Raw genomic sequence first — 20117 nt, 5'->3', positions numbered from 1 at the left:
GCGGCAAAGGCGGGCAGGGGTTTGCGCACTTGCCCTCTCCGCGCTTCGCGCTCCTCCCCTGGAGGGGGAAGATGAGGTCGGTTCATCCGCCCCCGCCGGGGGCGGACGGTCGTGAAGCGACCCGGTGGGGGCCTGCGGCGCTGGCCGCTCACCCCCGAACCTTGGCCGCATCGGCCAGGTAGAGCTCCAGGTTCGTCCAGCCCGACCCGTCCTTGGCCAGAGCCGCCCCATCGGCCAGCTTCGGGTTGAAGCCGTGCGCGGTCTCCCAGGCATCGGGCATGCCGTCGCCGTCGGTATCGACTGCCGCCTGGCCGGGCGCGAGGGCCGGCCAGCCGCCGACTTCCTGTTCGTTGTTGATGACCTTGCCGGTCCGGGCCTTCACGCCCTCGACCACCCGTGCATCCACGGCGTCCCGCGACACCGAGGCCCCGGCATCAGCCAGGACGCGTTGATAGGCACTGGGGGCCGGGTCGGCCGTCACTGGCGCGACAGCGATCGGAGCCGTCTGGCGATAGTTCTCGACCTGCAGACCGGTGACCAGGCTCCACGGATCGGCGGGAATCTCGCCGTTCATGCTGTTGCCGGCGAAATAGGCCCTGGCCAGGCTGTTGCCCTCCTGGAAGGCGACCAGCTTCTCGGAATTGGGCCCGGCGACATAGGCATTGTCGATGAAGTTGTAGGCGACCAGGGCCGCCTTGTCGGCGTCATAGCCGGCATAGCCCTTGCCCCAGTTGTAGAAGACGTTGGAGCGGAACTCGATGAAGGCGCCGATCGGGTCCTTGTCGGGGCCGTCATAGTTTCCCGGCCGCGGCATACGGGCCACGTGGTTGGCCCAGAGATTGTGGTGGAAGCTGATCTTCGAGCCCTGGCCCCCGCGGATCAGGCTGCCATAGCCGTGGTCGCCCTTGGCATGCAGCGAGTGGGCCAGGCTCTCGGCGATGATCGACCACTGCACGGTCAGGTCATGAAAGCCCTGGTCGGGATTGTCGAACCGGGCCGAGGCCGACAGGGTCTCGTCCACCGACCAGCTGGCCGAGACATGGTCCAGGATGATCCGCCGCCCCTTGGCGATCCAGATGGCGTCGCCCTCGGTCTTGCTCTCGGCCCCGAGGCGCGAGCGGATGAAGCGGATCACCACATCATCGGCGGCCACCACCAGGGTCTGGTCGCGCACGGTGATGCCGCCGCCCGGTGCGGTCTGGCCGGCGATGGTGATCTGGCCGTTGGAGATCTTCAGCGGCGTCTTCAGCAGGATCGTGCCGGCCACATCGAACACCACGGTCCGCGGGCCCTTGGCCTCGACCGCCGCGCGCAGCGAGCCGGGACCGGCGTCCTCGAGGTTGGTTACACGCAGCACCGCCCCGCCGCGTCCACCGACCGACAGCCGCCCCGCACCCTCGGCCCCGGGGAAGGCGACGACCTCTTTCGGCGCGGCGACCGAGGGGCCGGTGGCGCAGGCTGAGACGGCAAGAGCCAGGGCGGCGAGGCTGGCGGCGTTCTGAAGCGGGCGGCGCATGGCGTGTTTCATCCCCGGAGCATTGGCGTCTTGAGTGCAGGTGTCGAGGCGGGAAAATGCCGGTGAGAGAGACCCTTGTCCACCGGTGTCATTTTTCCGTCGGAGCTACTGGCCCCCTCCTGACCGCTTCGCGGTCATCTTCCCCCGTAGGGGGAAGATGAAGTGCGCGTTTCATCTTCCCCCTACGGGGGAAGACGGCTGCGCAGCAGCCCGTAGGGGGCAAGTCTGGCGGACACAGGCTTTCAACCCCACGCGATTCCTCGCTGAGGTTCGTGGAAAGGGTCGCGGAGCGTCCGGACGACGTCCGGATGAGAGATAGAAAATACCGTTTCGACGAAGCCGAGCGCTCCGCGCGACCGTTATCCGCCAGCCTCCCGCCAGGTGGCCCTGTTGAGGCCTTACCGGGACCCGGACCGCGCCGTTTCCAGCGCGCTCCAGCGGTCGAAGAGGACGGGCTTACAGCCAGACACGCCCTTTTGCCTTCAACCACGCCGACGGCGGGCGGGTCTGGCCAGCAACCAGATCCCCGGACGCGCTTCAGTATCCCCCTGAGGCCCAGTCCCGCTCGATCACCCCCCGTCGCCGCAATGGTCGCTGGCCCTGCGCCCTTTCCTCGCGACGAGGTGGGGACAGAATACGGGAGGTTTCAGCGCGTCGGATGGGCGCGGTGGTTGTTTTTGCAGGGTGTTGATCGGGTTGAGCTTTTCCCTGCAAGCCCCGGGGATTGATTGTTCTCCATCCCCGTACTTGCCCCCTACGGATCGCTTCGCGATCGTCTTCCCCCGGAGGGGGAAGATGGGTTCGCGCGTTTCATCTTCCCCCCGCAGGGGGGAGGACGACCTGCAAAGCAGGTCAGGAGGGGGCCAGCGGCGTCGGCCGGGGTTACACCGCCCCCACCGCCCCCTAGCGCCGCGAGCGGTCCAGCGAGCGGATATAGGCCGTGACCTCGGTGATCTCAGTGGAGGTCAGCTGCTTGCGGGGCATGCGGTAGTGGCCGACCTGGGTGATGGCCTCCAGCTCCCAGTCGAGCCGGGTATTGCGATAGGTTTCGGCCACCTTGGCGAAGGCGGGCGCGCCAGAGCGCGCGTTGCCGCCGCTGGGACCCACCGCATGGCATTGGGCGCATTCGGACAGGGCGAGGCTGCGGCCGCGGGCGACGAGGTCGGAGGCGGACGGCTCGCCCGGCGTGCTGGCGCAGGCGGCGAGGCCGGCGCAGGCTGCGATGACCAGGCCAAGATGGCGGACAGCGACGGGGAGGGGCGGTGTCATGGTGATGGCGCTCTGGCCCACAGGGGTGAGACCAGTCTGCGCTCTCCGCCTGGGCCGGAATTGATCCCGATCAATTGGGCCGGGCGATGGCTCCTAGTCGACCCGGGCCAGCACCCCGCGCAGGGTCTCGACGACCTGGTCGACATGGCTTTTCTCGATGATCAGCGGCGGCGACAGGGCGATGATGTCGGCGGTCACCCGGATTAGCAGGCCGGCGTCGAAGGCTGTCTCGAACACCTCCAGGGCCCGGGCCGTCGGGGCGCCGGGGCGGGCCTCGAGTTCGATGCCGCCGATCAGGCCGAGATTGCGGATGTCGATGACGTGGCGGGCATCGCGCAGGCTGTGGATGGCCTCCTGCCAGTAGGACTCCATGCCGGCGGCGCGGGCGAAGAGATCGTCTTCCTTGTAGGTTTCCAGCGTCGCGATCCCGGCTGCGCAGGCCAGGGGGTGGGCCGAATAGGTATAGCCGTGGAAGAGCTCGATCGGGGCGTCGGCCCCCTCCATCATGGCGTCATAGATCTTGCCCGAGGCGGCGACCGCGCCGCAGGGCACGGCGGCATTGGTCAGGCCCTTGGCCATACAGATCAGGTCGGGGGTGACGCCGAAGCGGTCGGCGGCGAACGGCGTGCCCAGCCGGCCGAAGCCGGTGATCACCTCGTCGAAGATCAGCAGGATGTCGTGCTTGTCGCAGATCGCCCTCAGGCGCTGCAGATAGCCCTTGGGCGGGATCAGCACGCCGGTCGAACCGGCCACCGGCTCGACGATGACAGCGGCGATGTTGGAGGCGTCGTGCAGGGCGACGATCCGTTCCAGCTCGTCGGCCAGGTGGGCACCGTGCTCGGGCTCACCCTTCGAGAACAGGTTGCCGGCCACGCCGTGGGTGTGGGGCAGGTGGTCGACGCCGGTCAGCAGGGAGCCGAAATACATCCGGTTCTTGGGGATGCCGCCCACGGAAATGCCGCCGAAGCCGACGCCGTGATAGCCGCGCTCGCGGCCGATCAGCCGGGTCTTGGTCCCCTTGCCGCGGGCCCGGTGATAGGCCAGGGCGATCTTCAGGGCGGTGTCGACCGACTCCGAGCCACTATTGGTGAAGAAGATCCGGTCCAGGCCCTCCGGCGTCACCTGGGCCAGCTGGCTGGCAAAGGCGAAGGCCAGGGGATGGCCCATGTTGAAGCAGGGGGCATAGTCCATCTCGGCCGCCTGCTTCTGGATCGCTTCGCGGATCCGGGGCTGGTCGTGGCCGGCATTGACGCACCAGAGGCCCGAGGTGGCGTCGAGGATCTCGCGGCCTTCCGGCGTGCGGTAGTGCATGTCCTTGGCCGAGGCGAGCATGCGCGGATGGGCCTTGAACCGCCGGTTGGGCGTGAACGGCATCCAGAAGGCATCGAGGTTGTTGGCACCGAAATCGGCCATGGCGGTGATCCTTGATGAGGCCTTGCAATGTGATCGCAATCTGGTGTGTCCTTGCAAGCCCTCAATAGCCGCTCGGCCCCGCTTTTGGGGGGTGAGCTGGGGAGAAGCCTTTGGCCGAAGCGAAGTCCCGCCGTCCCCTGGCCGATTCCACGGCCGTGCATGACCAGGTCTATGACGCCATCCGTCAGGCCCTGATCACCGGCCGCATTGCCCCCGGGGTGGGTGTCAGTCTGCGCAGCCTCGCCGCCGAACTGGGGGTCAGTCCCATGCCGGTCCGCGATGCCGTGCGGCGGCTGGCGGCCGAGCGGGCCCTGGCGATCAATCCGGCCAACAAGCGCCTGTCGGTGCCGTCCCTGACCGCCGACCGGCTTGAACAGCTGTCCCAGGCCCGGCTGTGGATCGAGCCCGAACTGGCCGCCCGCGCCGCGCCCCTGGCCGATGCGGCCCTGATCAAGAGCCTCCAGGCCATTGACGCGCGCCTGGATGCGGCACTCGCTGCCGGGGATGTCGACGGCTACATGACCGCCAACCATGCCTTTCACTTTGCCATCTACCAGCGGTCCGGGGCCGAGGTGCTGCTGTCGATGGCCGGCGGCCTGTGGCTGCAGGTCGGGCCCTTCATGCGGGTGGTGTTCGGCCGGGTGGGTACGGGCAGTCTGCCCACGGACCGTCATGCCGAGGCCATTGCCGCCCTGAAGGCCCGCGATGCCGAGGGTGCCCGCCGGGCCATCGCCGCTGACCTGTCCGAAGGCATGGACAAGATGCGTGCCGCCGTGGAGGCCGGGTCGTGACGGTCTGGCTTGACAGCTCCGTTCGGGCCAAGAACTGTGATCACAGTTTTAGGAAGCCCCGCCCGTGACCCTGCCTGCTGCCATGACCGAAGCGGTTGCCCGCCTGACCCTGCCTGGCCTGGCGGTGATCGAAGGCGAGCGCGTCGAGGCGGAGTCCGGGGCCACCTTCCACAATGTCTCGCCGCGCGATGGCCGGGTGCTGAACCTGGTGACCGCCTGCCAGGCCGTCGATGTCGAGCGGGCCGTCGCCTCGGCCCGGGCGGCCTTTGAGGACGGCCGCTGGCGGGACCTGGGACCGCGCGCCAAGAAGGCGATCCTGTTCCGCCTCGCCGACCTGATGGAACGCGATGCCGAGGAACTGGCCCTGCTCGAGAGCCTCGACGTCGGCAAGCCGATCCGCGACGCCCGGGCCGTCGACATCCCTTTGGCGATCAATACCTGCCGCTGGTACGCCGAGGCGCTGGACAAGTTCTATGGCGAGGTCGGGACATCTCCGGTCGATCGGCTTAGCTATGCCGTGCATGAGCCGCTGGGCGTGATCGGGGCGATCGTGCCGTGGAACTTCCCGCTGCACATGGCGATGTGGAAGGTCGCCCCGGCCCTGGCCATGGGCAATTCGGTGGTGCTGAAGCCGGCCGAGCAGTCGCCCCTGACCGCCCTGAAGCTCGGTGAACTGGCCCTGGAAGCTGGGCTCCCGGCAGGGGTTCTCAATGTGGTCCCCGGTCTGGGCTCCGTGGCCGGCGAGGCCCTGGCCCTGTCGATGGATGTCGACATGATCGCCTTTACCGGCTCGGGCCCGGTGGGGCGGCGGCTGATGGAATATTCGGCGCGCTCCAACCTCAAGCGGGTGTCGCTGGAACTGGGCGGCAAGTCGCCCCAGATCGTCTTCGCCGATTGCCCGGACCTCGATGCCGCCGCCCAGGCCGCCGCCTGGGGCGTGTTCTATAACCAGGGCGAGGTCTGTACCGCCGCCTCGCGGCTGCTGGTCGAGGCCAGCATCAAGGACGCCTTTCTGGACCGGGTCGTGGCCGTGGCCCGGGACATGGTGCCCGGCGACCCGCTGGATCCGGCCACGGTGTTCGGGGCCATGGTCAGCGAGCGGCAGATGAACACCGCCCTCGACTATATCGCCACGGCAGACAGCCAGGGCGCGCGGCGGGTCCTCGGCGGCCGGCAGGTACGCCAGGACAGCGGCGGCTACTTTGTCGAGCCGACCATTTTCGACCGCGTCGCACCGGAAAGCACCCTGGCCCGCGAGGAGGTCTTCGGGCCGGTCCTCGGGGTGATGAGTTTCAGCAGTGAGGCGGAAGCCTTCCGCCTGGCCAATGACACGGTCTACGGCCTGGCCGCCGGCCTGTGGACCTCGGATATCAGCCGGGCCCTGGGCGGGGCGCGCCAGCTCAGGGCCGGACTGGTCTGGGTCAATGGCTGGGATGCCTGCGACATCACCATGCCGTTCGGCGGCTTCAAGCAGTCGGGATTTGGCCGCGACCGCAGCCTCCATGCGTTGCACAAGTATGCCGACCTGAAGTCGGTGTCCGTGACGCTGAGGTGACCTGATGAGGCTTGTTGAAACCGCTGCCCTGATTGACGGGCACTGGATCGCGGGGGCGAGCACCTTTGCGGTGACCAATCCGGCCGACGGCACGCTGATCGCCGAGGTGGCCGATCTGGGAGCGGCCGAGACCGACCTGGCCATCGCGGCGGCCCATCGCGCCTTTCCGGCCTGGGCCGCGCGCACGGCCAAGGATCGCGGCGCGATCCTGCGGCGGTGGAGCGACCTGATCCTGGCCCAGGCCGACGATCTGGCCCGGCTGATGACCGCCGAACAGGGCAAGCCCCTGGCCGAGGCGCGGGGCGAGGTCGTCTACGGGGCCAGCTTCATCGACTGGTTCGCCGAGGAGGCCAAGCGGTCCTACGGCCACACCATTCCCAGCCCGATGCCGGGCAAGCGCCTGGCCTCGATCAAGCAGCCGGTCGGGGTCTGCGCCGCCATCGCGCCGTGGAACTTCCCGATCGCCATGATCACCCGCAAGGTCGGACCGGCCCTGGCGGCGGGCTGTACCGTCGTGGTCAAGCCGGCGGCCGAGACTCCGCTCAGCGCCCTGGCCATGGCCCGCCTGGCCGAGGCGGCAGGCCTTCCGGCCGGGGTGCTCAACATCGTCACGGGCCTGGACGCCAGCGGCATCGGCAAGGTGCTGTGCGCGGATTCCCGGGTGCGGAAACTGTCCTTCACCGGCTCCACTCCGGTGGGCAAGACCCTCTATGGCCAGTGCGCCGGGACGGTAAAGAAACTGTCGCTGGAACTGGGCGGCAATGCCCCCTTCATCGTCTTCGACGATGCCGATCTCGAGGCCGCCGTCGAGGGGGCCATCGCCAGCAAGTACCGCAATACCGGCCAGACCTGTGTCTGCGCCAACCGGCTGATCGTGCAGTCAGGCATCCACGACGCCTTCGTGGCACGGCTGACGGCCAGGGTCGCGGCCATGACGGTCGGGCCCGGCACGGGCGAGGGCGTGACCATCGGCCCGCTGATCAACGACAAGGCCCTGGTCAAGGTCGAGTCCCTGGTCCGCGAGGCGGTGGCCCAGGGCGCAAGGGTTGAGACCGGCGGCGCCCGCCATGACCTGGCCGGCCTGTTCTACCAGCCCACGGTCCTGAGCGGCGCGACCGCAGACATGCGGCTGTTCCAGGAGGAGATCTTCGGTCCGGTCGCCCCTATCGTGAAGTTCGAGACCGAGGCCGAGGCCATCGCCCTGGCCAATGCCACGCCGTTTGGCCTGGCGGCCTATTTCTACAGCCGCGACGTCGGGCGCTGCTGGCGGGTGGCCGAGGCGATCGAGGCCGGCATGGTCGGGATCAATGAAGGCCTGATTTCCACCGAGGTCGCGCCCTTCGGCGGGGTCAAGGAATCGGGCCTTGGCCGTGAAGGCGCGTCCGAAGGGCTCGAGGAGTATCTGGAGACCAAGTACCTCTGCTTTGGCGGGGTCGGTTGATGATCGCTGACCTCGCCAAGGCCTCGTCGCTTCAGGACCTCCTCGCCGCCGAAGCCGCGCGCTTCACGGCCGAGCACCCGCGCAGCGTGGCGATGGCCGGGCAGGCGGCCCAGGTCTGGCGCGGCGGCGCGCCGATGCACTGGATGAACGACTGGGCCAGCCCGAGCCCGATCTTCGCGGCCCAGGGCGTCGGGGCCCAGATCACCGACGTCGACGGCAAGCTGTACGACGACTTCTGCCTGGGCGACACGCCGTCGATGTTCGGCCATGGCGATGCGGCGGTGGCGGCAGCGGTATCGGACCAGGTCAAGCGCGGGGCCGGCTTCATGCTGCCCACGGCGACCTCGGTGATCGTCGGCCGCCTGCTGGCCGAGCGCTTCGGCCTGCCCCTTTGGCAGACGGCCACCACGGCCAGCGATGCCAACCGCGCGGCGATCCGCTGGGCACGTGCGGTCACGGGCCGGCCGGTCATCCTGATCTTCGACGGCTGCTATCATGGCATGGTCGAGGATGCCTTCGTCGTCCTCGGCGAAGGTGGCGCGATCATGAAGCCGGGCCTGCTGGGCCAGGTGCATGACCTGACCGCGACGACCCGGGTCATACCGTTCAACGACCTTGCCGCCCTGCAGGCGGCCCTGGCACCGGGGGATGTCGCTGCGGTCCTGGCCGAGCCGGTGATGACCAATTGCGGGATGATCCTGCCCGAGCCGGGCTTCCATGACGCCTTGAGGTCCCTGACCCGCGATGCCGGGACCCTGCTGATCCTTGACGAGACCCACACCCTGTCCAGCGGACCGGGCGGCTATGTCGGGCTGCACGGCCTGGAGCCGGACATGTTCGTGGTCGGCAAGGCCATTGCCGGCGGCGTGCCGGCCGCCGTCTGGGGCGTGACGGCCGAACTGTCGGGTCGCATGGACGAGGCCCAGGCGCGGACCGGACCGGGCCAGTCGGGCATCGGCACTACCCTGTCGGGCAATGCCCTGGCCCTGGCCGCCATGCGGGCCATGCTGACCGAGGTGATGACGGCAGAGGCCTATGGCCGGATGCTGGTCGGGGCGCAGCGCCTGGTAGCGGGGCTTCAGGCCGTGATCGCGGCGCGCGGCCTGCCCTGGTCGGTGGCCCATGTCGGGGCACGGGTCGAGCTGGTCTTCGCCGATCCCCTTCCGAAAAATGCTGCCGAGATGCGCAAGGCTCTGGACCACGACCTCCTGGCCGCGCTTCATCTGTGGCTGATCAACCGGGGCGTCCTGATTGCGCCCTTTCACAACATGATGCTGGTGTCACCGGTGACTGAAGACCCTGCCATCGACCGTCTGGTCGCGGCGGTCGACGGCTTTGCCGGGGAGATCGAGGGCCTTTCCGCATGAGTCATCCCATGGTCGCCGATCCCCAGGAATGCCGCGACTTCCTCGCCGCCCATCCGCAGGTCAAGTATGTCGAGGTGTTCTTCACCAGCATGACCGGGGTGCCGCGCGGCAAGCGGCTGCGGGTGCATGAACTGCAGGCCATCTATGACTATGGCCGCTTCCTGCCGGGCTCGATCCTGGTGGTCGACACCACCGGGGCCGACTGCGAGGACACGGGCCTGGTCTGGGAAGACGGCGACGCTGACCGCCGGGCCCGGCCGGTGCCCGGCACCCTGACCCTGGCCCCCTGGCTGGGCGATGACATGGCCCAGGTCATGCTGTCCCTCTACGAGCTGGACGGGACGCCCAATGACCTGGATCCGCGCCACGTGCTGCAGCGGGTTCTGGACCGCTATGCCGCCGACGGCCTGACCCCGGTCGCCGCCTGCGAGCTGGAATACTATCTGGTCGACCTGGAGCGCACCGCCGACGGCGACCTGCAGCCGCCGAAATCGGCCCTGACCGGTCGCCGGCCGCACGGCATTGAGGTCTATGGCCTGCCGGAACTGGAAGCGATCGCGCCCTTCCTCCGCGAGCTCTGGGACACCGCCGACGTGATCGGCGTGCCGCTCGAGGGGGCCATTTCAGAATTCGCCCCCAGCCAGGTGGAACTGACCCTCAAGCACAAGCCCGACGCGCTGCGGGCCTGCGACGATGCCCTGCTCTACAAGCGGATGGCCAAGGGGGTGGCCCTGCGCCACGGCTGCGAGGCCACCTTCATGGCCAAGCCCTGGGCCGACAAGGCGGGCAACGGCTTCCACGTCCATGTCAGCTTCAATGACAAGGACGGTAACAACCTGTGCGCCGACGAGGACCCGGAAGGCTCGCCCATGCTGCGCCAGGCCATTGGCGGCATGAAGCAGCTGCTCGGTGAGGGCATGGCCATACTGGCCCCCAATGCCAACAGCTATCGCCGTTTCAAGGCCAATTCCTATGCGCCGGTGGCGGCCACCTGGGGCGTCAACAACCGCACGGTCAGCCTGCGCATCCCGGCCGGTCCGGCCCCCACCCGCCATGTCGAGCACCGGGTCGCGGGGGCTGACGGCAATCCGTATCTGGTGATGGCCGTTCTGCTGGCCAGCGCCCACCACGGCCTGACGAACAAGATCGATCCGGGCCCGGCGGTGGTCGGAGACGGCTATGCGGCCGCCGCCAAGGAGAAGTCGCGCCTGCCGTCCAACTGGTTCTCGGCGGTCGATCTGTTCGACCAGTCGACCGTGCTGCGCGACTATCTGGGTGACCGCTTCGTGGACATGTTCGTGTCGGTGAAGCGGACGGAACAGGCGAGGTTCTTCGAGGTGGTCACCAGCCTCGATTTCGATTGGTACCTTCGCAACGCCTGATGGCGGAGTGAAGCTGAGCTTGGGTTGAACGTTCGGCGCAAGCCGACATCAGACGAAACAGCAAGGGGAGTTTCGAGACCATGGGCACCATCACACAACGGGGCATGAACCGCCGGTCATTGCTGACGGCGACCGGCGCGGCCGCCATCGGCCTGACCTTCACGGCCTGCGGCGAAAAGCCGGCGGCGTCGACGGGCGGCGAAGAAGCCAAGCTGAACTTCTACAACTGGGACACCTATATCGGCGACACCACCCTGGCCGACTTCAAGAAGGCCTCGGGTGTCGACGTGAACATGAGCCTGTTCGCCACCAATGATGAGCTGTTCGCCAAGCTGAAGGCCGGCAACCCCGGCTTCGACGTGGTGGTGCCGTCCAATGAGTTTGTCACCCGGATGGGCCAGGGGGGGCTGCTGGAGGTCCTCGACCACAGCCAGATTCCCAATATCAAGAACGTCGATCCCAACTTCATGAACCCCGCCTTTGACCCGGGCCGGAAGTTCTCAATGCCCTATACGTGGCTGGTTCTGGGGATCGGCTATCGCAAGAGCAAGGTGCAGGGTGTTCCCGACAGCTGGAAGTACCTGTTCGACAGCAACCAGTATGCCGGCAAGATCGCCCTGCTGTCGGAAAGCGCCGACCTGATCCGCCTCTCGGCCAAGTACAAGGGCCACAGCGTCAACGATATCCCGCCCGAACTGGTCGCCGAGATCGAGAAGATGCTGATCAAGCAGAAGCCGTTCGTCAAAGCCTTCCACGACGACAATGGCCAGGACATGCTGGCCTCGGGCGAGGTGGATCTGGTCCTCGAATACAATGGCGATATCGCCCAGTTGATGAAGGAAGATCCCGATATCGGCTTCGTGGTCCCCAAGGAGGGGTCGCTGATCAATTCCGACACCCTGTGCATCCCCAAGGGCGCGCCGCGGCCGCTCAATGCCCACAAGTTCATCAACTATCTTCTCGACGCACAGGCCGGGGCGGCGATCTCCAAGACCATCCTCTATCCAACCCCGAATGCCGCCGCCAAGGCGCTGATGCCTGACGATTACAAGAACAATCAGGTGATCTTCCCGCCCCTCGATGTGATGGCCAAGTGCGAGTACGGCGCCTTCGAAGGCGCGGAAAAGGCCAGCCAGTACGAGGAAGTCATCACCCGCGTGCGGGCGGCTTAAGCCAGATCCTCCCCCTCCGGGGGAGGTGGCCCAGAGGGCCGGAGGGGGCAGCGCAGCCTAGGCCGCATTAGCCCCCTCAGTCGCTCCGCGACAGCTCCCCCAGAGGGGGAGCATCTACCGAGGACAGGGGGTTTGAATGGAACAGAGCTGGAAACAGGCCAAGGCGGTGTTCGCCGGCGCCCTCGGCCCGCCGCTGTTCTGGCTGGTGCTGTTCTTCCTCGTGCCCCTGGCCATCGTCTGGGCCTACAGTTTTGGCCACAATGACGGCCTGACCGAGATCGCCATCACCGGCACCTTCAAGAACTACGCCCGGGCGATCGAGCCGCTCTACCTGAAGATCTTCCTCAAATCGGCCTGGGTGGCGGCGATCACCACCGGCCTGTGCCTGGTGATCGGCTTTCCGGTCGCCCTGGCCATCACCTTTGCGTCCGAGAAGACCAAGACCTGGCTGCTGCTGCTGATCATGCTGCCGTTCTGGACCAACCTGCTGATCCGCACCTACGCCCTGATCGCGGTGCTGCGCACCGAGGGCTATGTCAATATGGGCCTGGAGTGGCTGTGGAAGGGCGGGGGCACGGTCGCCGCCCTGCTGGGCCTGCAGCCGTTCGGCGACTTCCAGCCGCTGGAGCTGCTGCACAACAATTTCGCGGTCATTCTCGGCCTGATCTATGTCCACCTGCCGTTCATGGTCCTGCCGCTCTATTCGGCCCTGGACCGGCTGGACAAGTCCCTGCTGGAGGCCAGCCTCGACCTCGGTGCCGGCCACCTGCAGACCCTGTTCAAGGTCGTCGTGCCCCTGGCCCTGCCGGGCATAGCCTCGGGCGTGCTGATCACCTTCATCCCGGCGCTGGGGGCCTATCTGACGCCCGACCTGCTGGGCGGCCCCGACAGCCAGATGATCGCCAATGTCATCGAGCGCCAGTTCAAGCGGGCCAATGACTGGCCGTTCGGGGCGGCGATGTCCTTCCTGCTGATGTACATGACCTTCATCGCCATCGCGCTCCAGGCCGTGCTGTCGCGCAAGACGCCGGAGGCGAAGTGATGGGGCCCTTCAATCCGCTCTTCCCGGCGAAGGCCGGGACCCAGATTCATCCGGAGCGTCTGGGGATGACGCGCCTTCTGCCTCGACCCAATCCGCCGAGGTTGGCGGGTTCGATCTGGACCCCGGCTTTCGCCGGGGAGAACGGGAAAAGGGTGCACTGATGGCCAAGAAATCCGCACCCGGTCCCCTGGAATATCTCCGCCGCTGGCAGATGCAGGCCTGGCTGGCCGCCGTGGCGATCTTTCTCTATGCGCCGCTGATCGCCCTGATGGCCTTCAGCTTCAATGACAGCCGGCGCAACATTGTCTGGAAGGGCTTCACGCTCAAATATTACGAGAAGGCTTTCAACAATGCCGGGCTGATCGAGGCCTTCGGCAACAGCCTGACCATTGCGGCGATTTCCACGGTGGTCAGCGTGGCCCTGGGAGCCATGGTCGCCCTGGCCCTCTGGCGCTTCCGCTTTCCGGGCAAGACGGCCCTGAACGGGGCCCTGGCCCTGCCGATCGTGGTGCCCGAGATCTGCATGGGCGTGGCCATGCTGGTGTTCTTCGCCAAGGTCATGCCCTGGCCGCAGGGCATGGTCTGGCCGCTGAACCTCGGGGCGATCATCATCGCCCACGTCTCGTTCTCGTTCCCCTTCGTGGCGGTGGTGGTGCGGGCGCGCATGACCAGCTTCAACCGCGAGATGGAGGAGGCGGCGCGCGACCTCGGGGCCGGCGAATGGCGGACGATCAAGGACGTGATCCTGCCGCACATGGCCCCGTCCCTGGTGGCCGGAGCGCTGCTGGCCTTCACCCTCAGCCTGGATGACTTCGTCATCACCTTCTTCACGGCCGGTCCCGACACGGTGACCTTCCCCGTGAAGGTCTATTCGATGGTCCGGTTCTCCGTGACGCCCGAGGTCAATGCGGCCTCGACCATTCTGATCGTACTGACCGTGATCCTGACGGCCGTCGCCCTGAAGTTGCAGGGCAATTCGGCCGCGACAGCGGGTCATGGGGGGGAAAAGTCATGAGCATCATCACCTTCGAGAACGTCACCAAGCGCTTCGGCAAGATGGTGGCCGTCGACAATGTCTCGCTGTCGGTCGAGGAGGGCGAGTTCTTCTCGCTGCTGGGTCCGTCGGGCTGTGGCAAGACCACCCTGTTGCGGATGCTCGCGGGCTTCGAGACCCCGACCGAGGGCCGGATCCTGATCGACGGACAGGATGTCTCGACCGTGCCGCCCAACAAGCGGCCGGTGAACATGGTGTTCCAGTCCTATGCCGTGTTCCCGCACATGAGCGTGGCCGACAATGTCGCCTATGGCCTCAAGGTCGACGGCGTGCCCCGGGCCGAGCGCGATCGCCGGGTCGAGGAGGCGCTGGAACTGGTCCAGCTGGGCGGCCTGGGCGGCCGCAAGCCGGACCAGCTGTCCGGCGGCCAGCGCCAGCGGGTGGCCCTGGCCCGGGCCCTGGTCAAGCGTCCGCGCGTGCTGCTGCTGGACGAGCCCCTCTCGGCCCTCGATGCCAAGCTGCGCGAGCAGATGCGGACCGAGCTGTGCACCCTGCAGGAAAAGGTCGGCATCACCTTCATCATGGTCACCCATGACCAGGACGAGGCCCTGGCCCTGGCGAGCCGCTGCGCGGTGATGAACCGTGGCGTGTTGCAGCAGGTGGCGACGCCGAACGACCTCTATGAATTCCCCAACAGCCGCTTCGTCGCCGACTTCATCGGCAGCGTGAACCTGTTCGAGGGTGTGCTGGCGGTGGACGAGCCCAGCCATGCGATCATCCGCTCGCCGGACCTGCCGGTGGACATCTTCCTCGACCACGGCGTCACCGGTCCGCGCGGCGGCACCGCCTGGGCAGCGATCCGGCCCGAGAAGATCGAGCTGCACAAGAAGGTCGGCGACGAAGCGCCCAATCTCGGCGATGCGCCCAAAGGTGCCAATGCGGTGGCGGGCGTCATCAAGCACGAGGCCTATCTGGGCGGCTCATCCGTCTATGAGGTCGAGATCGACGGAGGGCGGCGCGTCAAGGTGCATCGCTCGAACCTGACCCGCTGGGACCAGGAGGACTTCAAGCTCGGCGAGACGGTCTGGCTCTGCTGGCACGCCTGTTCGCCGGCGGTGCTGCTGTCATGACCCGTCCCGTCGCCGGCATCATCTGCTGCACCCGGACGGTCGGGATCGAGCCGGCCCAGGCGGTGATGAACCGCTATGTCGCCGGTGCGATGCGGTTTGCCGACTCGGCGGCCCTGCTGGTGCCGTCGATGCCGGAGCTGATGAAGGCCTCCGAGATCGCCGCGCGCCTCGATGGCCTGATGCTGACCGGCAGCCCGTCCAATCTGGACCCGGCCCTCTATGGCGAGGAGATCGGCGACGCGCCCGGCCCGTTCGACCTGGCCCGCGATACCATGACCGCCGACCTGATCCGGGCCATGCTCGACCTGGGCCGGCCGGTCTTCGGCGTCTGTCGGGGCTTTCAGGAGATCAATGTCGCGTTCGGCGGCACCCTGCGTCGCGACATGGCCGCCAGCCCTGACCTGATCCCGCACCATGCGCCCGACGATGTCGGATTCAACGCCATGTTCGACCATGCCCATCCGGTCGATCTGACAGCCGGCGGCGTGCTGGCCACGGCCTTCGGCACCGCCCGGGCGGTGGTCAATTCGGTCCACTACCAGGGCGTCGACCGGCTGGGCGATGGCCTGACCGTCGAGGCCCGGGCCGAGGACGGCGTGGTCGAGGCCGTTTCGGCCCAGGTCAATGGCGCGCCGGTCCTGGCCGTTCAATGGCATCCCGAGTGGCAGACCGCCGCCCATCGGCAGTCGCAGATCTTCTTTGAACTGTTCGGCCGGGCCCTGCGGGGCGAGCCGATGGTCCCGATAGACCCCTGACCTTAGATCCCCGCCGAAGCGGGGACCCAGGCCGTGCGGGCGAGAAGCGCCCAGACAAGATCCCACCAACGCCGCCCGGATCCCCGCTCAGCCAGGGGAGGCGCGGCACAGGAAAAGTACCGGAGTAACGCCCATGACCGTCCCGATCCGCAACCATGACATCGCCGAACTGAAGCGCCTGGACCTGGCTCACCACCTGCCGGCCCAGACCGACTACAAGCTGCAGCAGACCCTGGGCGGCAGCCGGATCATCACCCGCGCCGACGGGGTCTATATCCATGACGGCGAGGGTCACCAGATCCTCGACGGCATGGCCGGCCTGTGGTGCGTCAATGTCGGCTATGGCCGGCAGGAGCTGGCCCAGGCGGCCTATGACCAGATGCTGGAGCTGCCCTACTACAACACCTTCTTCAAGACGGCCTCGCCGCCGCCGATCCGGCTGGCCGCCAAGATCGCCGAGAAGATGGGCGGCCACCTGACCCACGTGTTCTTCAACTCGTCGGGTTCGGAAGCCAATGACACGGTCTTCCGCCTGGCCCGCCACTACTGGAAGCTGAAGGGCCAGCCGCAGCGGACGGTCTTCATCAGCCGCTGGAACGCCTATCACGGCTCGACCGTGGCCGGGGTCAGCCTGGGCGGCATGAAGTACATGCACGAGCAGGGCGACCTGCCGATCCCGGGCGTCGAGCACGTCATGCAGCCCTACAGTTTCAATGAGGGCTTCGGCGAGGATCCGGCCGCCTTCTGCGCGCGCGCGGTCAAGGCGATCGAGGACCGCATCGTGGCGGTCGGCCCCGAGAATGTCGCCGCCTTCATCGGAGAGCCGGTCCAGGGTGCGGGCGGGGTCATCATCCCTCCCGATGGCTACTGGCCGGCAGTCGAGGCCCTGTGCCGCAAATACGGCATCCTGCTGGTCTGCGACGAGGTGATCTGCGGCTACGGGCGGCTGGGCCAGTGGTTCGGTCACCAGCACTACGGCATCAAGCCCGACATGATCGCCATGGCCAAGGGTCTGTCCTCCGGCTACCTGCCGATCAGCGCGGTGGGGGTTGCCGACTTCATCGTCGATGAGCTGAAGGACAAGGGCGGCGATTTCGTCCACGGCTTCACCTATTCCGGCCACCCCACCTGCTGCGCCGTGGCCCTGAAGAACATCGAGATCATGGAGCGTGAGGGTCTGGTCGAGCGGACCCGCCAGGATACCGGCCCCTATCTGGCCAAGGCTCTCGCGACGCTGAACGACCTGCCGCTGGTGGGCGAGACCCGCTCTTTGGGCCTGATCGGTGCGGTCGAGATCGTGCGGGAGAAGGGCACCAATCTGCGCTTCCTCGACAAGGAGGGCGAGGCCGGACCGGTCGTGCGCGACATCTGCATCCGCAACGGTCTGATGGTCCGGGCCATCCGCGACAGCCTGGTCTGCTGCCCGCCGCTGATCATCACCCATGCGGAAATCGACGCGCTGGTCGCCATCCTGCGCAAGTCGCTGATCGAGGCCGAACCCGTGCTTCGGGCCCTGAAGCCGGAGGCCAAGGCGTGAAACAGCCCAAGCACAAGAAGGCCAAGCCCGACCAGCGGGTCAATCGCGGCGTCCAGTCCATCGAGGACGCCAAGGCCTGGTTCGAGCGGCAGAATATCGAGGAGATCGAGTGCGTCGTGCCCGACCTCGCCGGCGTGGCGCGCGGCAAGATCATGCCGGTGCGCAAGTTCCTCGGTACGCCCTCGATGAACCTGCCCCTGGCGGTGTTCTACCAGACCATCACCGGCGACTTTCCCGAGTTCGAAGGGGAGGTCAATTCGGTCCAGGCCGACACCGACATCGTCCTGACCCCGGATTTCGCCACCCTGGCCGCCGTGCCCTGGGCCCAGGATCCGACCGCCCAGGTGATCCACGACGCCTACCATCCGGACGGTCGCCCGGTTGAGGAAAGCCCGCGCCAGGTGCTGCGCCGGGTTCTGGCGCTTTACGAAAAGAAGGGCTGGGTGCCGATCGTGGCCCCGGAGATCGAGTTCTACCTTGTCGATCGCAACACCGATCCGGACTATCCGCTGAAGCCGCCGATCGGGCGTTCGGGCCGGCCCGAGACTGGCCGCCAGGGCTATTCGATCAGCGCGGTCAATGAGTTCGATGCGCTGTTCGAGGACATGTACGAATACTCCGAGCGCCAGGGCCTGGAGATCGACACCCTGATCCACGAGAGCGGCGTGGCCCAGATGGAGATCAACCTGCGCCACGGCCCGCCGCTGGAGCTGGCCGACCAGGTGTTCATGTTCAAGCGCACCATTCGCGAGGTGGCGCTGGAGCATGAGATCTATGCCACCTTCATGGCCAAGCCGATGGCCACCGAGCCTGGCAGCGCCATGCACATCCACCAGTCGATCATCGACCGGCATAGCCAGAACCTGTTTTCGGATCCGAAGACCGGAGAGGAAACGCCGCTGTTCCACAATTTCATTGCGGGACAGCAGACCTACCTGCCGGCGGTCATGGCGATCCTGGCCCCCTATGTGAACTCCTACCGCCGGATCGCCAAGGACAGCGGCGCGCCGGTCAATACCCAGTGGGGCTATGACAACCGCACCTGCGGCCTGCGCGTGCCACCCTCGAACGCCGCCAACCGGCGCCTGGAAAACCGCATTCCGTCATCGGATTCCAATCCCTATCTGGCCATCGCCGCTACCCTGGCGGCGGGCTATCTGGGCATGGTCAAGGATCTCAAGCCTACGGCGCCGGTCCTGACCGACGCCGGGGCACGGGGCATTGAACTGCCGCGCAGCCTGACGGAATCCCTGCGGCTGTTCGAGGCCTGCGAGGACCTGGTCGACATCCTGGGGCCGGTCTTCTGCCAGGCCTATGACCATGTGAAACAGGCCGAGTACGAGACCTTCATGCGTACCATCAGCCCCTGGGAGCGGGAATTCCTGCTGCTGAATGTGTGAGTTTGATTCTGTGGCGTTTTGGGGTGGTCCTTCAGCCCGTCTCCCTGGTTGCGTGAGGATCGCGTCGCAGAGGTCGCGGCCTTGAACTGCTGGTATGTTGATACCGCCGCGCCCTTCCCTGACCTGTCCCCGCTGAAAGGGGATGTGCGGGCTGATGTCTGTGTGATCGGGGCGGGCTTCACCGGCCTGGGGGCCGCCCTGGACCTGGCCCGGCGGGGTGTATCCGTTCTGGTTCTGGAGGCCGGAGAGGTCGGCTCGGCGGCGTCGGGCCGCAACGGCGGACAGATACATACAGGTCACCGTCGCGACCAGGCCTGGCTGGAAAAGACCGTGGGGCCGGACGATGCCATGGCGCTGTGGCGTCTGGCCCAGGACGCCCGGACCCATCTGCATGCCACCATTGCCGACCAGGCCATCGCCTGCGATCTCAAGCCCGGCATGATCCACGCCCGCCACCGGCCCGGCGGCGAGGCCGAGGATGCGGCCCATATCGAGCACATGGCCCGCCGGTATGGCTATGACGCCCTGTCCCTGATCAGCACCGCCGACCTGGCCGCGGATCTGGGCACGGAGGTCTATCATGGCGGCCTGATCGACCGGGACGGCGGCCATCTGCATCCGCTCAACCTGGCCCTGGGCCTGGCCCGGGCTGCCCTGAGCGCCGGCGCGGTGATCCATACCCGCAGTCGCGCGCGCGGCTGGCGGCGCGAAGGCGGCAAGCTGGCCGTTTTCACGGTCGATGGCCGCGTGACCTGTGACCAGCTGATCATCAGCGGCGACGGCAGTCTCAACCACATGGCCGGTCGGGACCGCGCCCGGGTCATGCCGATCAACAACTTCGTCCTGACCACCGAGCCCCTGGGCGAGCTGGCGGGCGAGATCATCGCCTCGGACGCCGCCGTGGCCGACAGCCGCTTTGTCGTGAACTATTTCCGCAAGACGCCCGACGGTCGACTGCTGTTCGGCGGCGGCGAGAACTATCGGCCCGGCTTTCCGCGCGACATCGCCGGTTTTGTCCGCCGCCACATGCTGAAGATCTATCCGCAGCTGAAAGACGTCAGGATCAGCCACGCCTGGGGCGCGACCCTCGGTATCACGATGCAAAGAGTGCCCTTCGTCGGGGAGGTGGCCCCCGGGGTCCGGGTGGCCTCGGGCTATTCGGGGCAGGGGGTCATGCTGGCCCCCTATGTCGGCAAACTGCTCGCCGATGCAGCCCTGGGCGAGCGCGGCGGGGTGGACCTGTTGTCACGCCTGCCGGCCCCGCCCTTCCCGGGCGGCCCATGGCTGCGCTGGCCCCTGACCGTGGCCGGGCTCAGCTGGTATGCCTTGCGGGACCGGCTGTAGGTCCAGGCG

General features: G+C 67.3%; 16 protein-coding genes and 2 pseudogenes. 13 read left to right on the top strand and 5 right to left on the bottom strand.

Going from position 1 to position 20117, the window contains the following annotated elements; translation table 11 throughout:
• Positions 1-32: 32 nt before the first annotated feature.
• From AQ619_RS19410 to aptA, 5 genes and pseudogenes are all read right to left on the bottom strand, one after another.
• Positions 33-107: pseudogene (locus AQ619_RS19410) on the bottom strand (hypothetical protein); the annotation flags it as partial.
• Positions 108-148: 41 nt separating this feature from the next.
• Complete coding sequence (locus tag AQ619_RS14565) at positions 149-1516, bottom strand: pectate lyase (RefSeq protein WP_084746288.1); 1368 nt, start codon at positions 1514-1516, stop codon at positions 149-151.
• 456 nt (positions 1517-1972) lie between these two features.
• Positions 1973-2149: pseudogene (locus tag AQ619_RS19575) on the bottom strand (hypothetical protein).
• 270 nt (positions 2150-2419) lie between these two features.
• Positions 2420-2785, bottom strand: coding sequence for a c-type cytochrome (locus AQ619_RS14560; protein WP_062151719.1), 366 nt, complete (start codon positions 2783-2785; stop codon positions 2420-2422).
• 93 nt (positions 2786-2878) lie between these two features.
• A complete protein-coding gene (aptA, locus tag AQ619_RS14555) occupies positions 2879-4207 on the bottom strand; it encodes an omega-aminotransferase AptA (RefSeq protein WP_166504360.1) in 1329 nt (442 codons plus the stop codon).
• Between the two features lie 101 nt (positions 4208-4308).
• Here aptA and AQ619_RS14550 point away from each other — a divergent pair, with 101 nt between their 5' ends.
• The 13 genes from AQ619_RS14550 to AQ619_RS14490 all read left to right on the top strand — a co-directional run bounded on the left by AQ619_RS14550 (position 4309) and on the right by AQ619_RS14490 (position 20108).
• Complete coding sequence (locus AQ619_RS14550; RefSeq protein WP_062149154.1) at positions 4309-4989, top strand: GntR family transcriptional regulator; 681 nt, start codon at positions 4309-4311, stop codon at positions 4987-4989.
• Between the two features lie 82 nt (positions 4990-5071).
• Positions 5072-6544, top strand: a complete 1473-nt coding sequence (locus AQ619_RS14545) for an aldehyde dehydrogenase (RefSeq protein ID WP_166504359.1) — start codon at positions 5072-5074, stop codon at positions 6542-6544.
• 4 nt (positions 6545-6548) lie between these two features.
• A complete protein-coding gene (locus AQ619_RS14540; RefSeq protein WP_062149148.1) occupies positions 6549-7985 on the top strand; it encodes an NAD-dependent succinate-semialdehyde dehydrogenase in 1437 nt (478 codons plus the stop codon).
• On the top strand, positions 7985-9352 hold the full coding sequence (locus AQ619_RS14535; RefSeq protein WP_062149146.1) for an aspartate aminotransferase family protein: 1368 nt from the start codon (positions 7985-7987) through the stop codon (positions 9350-9352). Before AQ619_RS14540 ends, AQ619_RS14535 begins: the two co-directional genes overlap by 1 nt.
• Positions 9353-9360: 8 nt before the next feature.
• Complete coding sequence (locus AQ619_RS14530; protein WP_166504358.1) at positions 9361-10734, top strand: glutamine synthetase family protein; 1374 nt, start codon at positions 9361-9363, stop codon at positions 10732-10734.
• Positions 10735-10814: 80 nt separating this feature from the next.
• A complete protein-coding gene (locus AQ619_RS14525; RefSeq protein WP_062149139.1) occupies positions 10815-11906 on the top strand; it encodes an ABC transporter substrate-binding protein in 1092 nt (363 codons plus the stop codon).
• A gap of 136 nt (positions 11907-12042) precedes the next feature.
• The gene (locus AQ619_RS14520; RefSeq protein ID WP_062149136.1) at positions 12043-12948 is read left to right on the top strand and encodes an ABC transporter permease; all 906 of its coding nucleotides are present in this window, start codon (positions 12043-12045) and stop codon (positions 12946-12948) included.
• Between the two features lie 160 nt (positions 12949-13108).
• A complete protein-coding gene (locus AQ619_RS14515) occupies positions 13109-13963 on the top strand; it encodes an ABC transporter permease (RefSeq protein WP_062149133.1) in 855 nt (284 codons plus the stop codon).
• Positions 13960-15072, top strand: coding sequence for an ABC transporter ATP-binding protein (locus AQ619_RS14510; protein WP_062149130.1), 1113 nt, complete (start codon positions 13960-13962; stop codon positions 15070-15072). The genes AQ619_RS14515 and AQ619_RS14510 overlap by 4 nt, the downstream gene beginning before the upstream one ends.
• Entirely contained in the window at positions 15069-15827 is a 759-nt protein-coding gene (locus AQ619_RS14505) for a gamma-glutamyl-gamma-aminobutyrate hydrolase family protein (RefSeq protein WP_062149127.1), read from the top strand. Before AQ619_RS14510 ends, AQ619_RS14505 begins: the two co-directional genes overlap by 4 nt.
• Positions 15828-15960: 133 nt before the next feature.
• On the top strand, positions 15961-17364 hold the full coding sequence (locus AQ619_RS14500) for an aspartate aminotransferase family protein (protein WP_062149124.1): 1404 nt from the start codon (positions 15961-15963) through the stop codon (positions 17362-17364).
• Positions 17361-18764 carry a glutamine synthetase family protein gene (locus AQ619_RS14495; RefSeq protein WP_062149120.1) on the top strand — a complete coding sequence of 468 codons (1404 nt, stop codon included), beginning with the start codon at positions 17361-17363 and terminating at the stop codon, positions 18762-18764. Before AQ619_RS14500 ends, AQ619_RS14495 begins: the two co-directional genes overlap by 4 nt.
• Positions 18765-18845: 81 nt before the next feature.
• Entirely contained in the window at positions 18846-20108 is a 1263-nt protein-coding gene (locus AQ619_RS14490; RefSeq protein WP_062149117.1) for an NAD(P)/FAD-dependent oxidoreductase, read from the top strand.
• Positions 20109-20117: the final 9 nt, after the last annotated feature.

This window comes from Caulobacter henricii (assembly GCF_001414055.1).
GTDB classification, from domain to species: domain Bacteria; phylum Pseudomonadota; class Alphaproteobacteria; order Caulobacterales; family Caulobacteraceae; genus Caulobacter; species Caulobacter henricii.
This window is presented reverse-complemented; position numbering and strand designations above follow the sequence as displayed.

Bases quoted from the DNA above. Each gene is read 5' to 3' on its own strand.
- AQ619_RS14565 (WP_084746288.1), bottom strand. From the start codon at position 1,516: ATGCGCCGCCCGCTTCAGAACGCCGCCAGCCTCGCCGCCCTGGCTCTT.
- AQ619_RS14560 (WP_062151719.1), bottom strand. From the start codon at position 2,785: ATGACACCGCCCCTCCCCGTCGCTGTCCGCCATCTTGGCCTGGTCATC.
- AQ619_RS14545 (WP_166504359.1), top strand. From the start codon at position 5,072: ATGACCGAAGCGGTTGCCCGCCTGACCCTGCCTGGCCTGGCGGTGATC.
- AQ619_RS14540 (WP_062149148.1), top strand. From the start codon at position 6,549: ATGAGGCTTGTTGAAACCGCTGCCCTGATTGACGGGCACTGGATCGCG.
- AQ619_RS14535 (WP_062149146.1), top strand. From the start codon at position 7,985: ATGATCGCTGACCTCGCCAAGGCCTCGTCGCTTCAGGACCTCCTCGCC.
- AQ619_RS14530 (WP_166504358.1), top strand. From the start codon at position 9,361: ATGGTCGCCGATCCCCAGGAATGCCGCGACTTCCTCGCCGCCCATCCG.
- AQ619_RS14525 (WP_062149139.1), top strand. From the start codon at position 10,815: ATGGGCACCATCACACAACGGGGCATGAACCGCCGGTCATTGCTGACG.
- AQ619_RS14520 (WP_062149136.1), top strand. From the start codon at position 12,043: ATGGAACAGAGCTGGAAACAGGCCAAGGCGGTGTTCGCCGGCGCCCTC.
- AQ619_RS14515 (WP_062149133.1), top strand. From the start codon at position 13,109: ATGGCCAAGAAATCCGCACCCGGTCCCCTGGAATATCTCCGCCGCTGG.
- AQ619_RS14510 (WP_062149130.1), top strand. From the start codon at position 13,960: ATGAGCATCATCACCTTCGAGAACGTCACCAAGCGCTTCGGCAAGATG.
- AQ619_RS14505 (WP_062149127.1), top strand. From the start codon at position 15,069: ATGACCCGTCCCGTCGCCGGCATCATCTGCTGCACCCGGACGGTCGGG.
- AQ619_RS14500 (WP_062149124.1), top strand. From the start codon at position 15,961: ATGACCGTCCCGATCCGCAACCATGACATCGCCGAACTGAAGCGCCTG.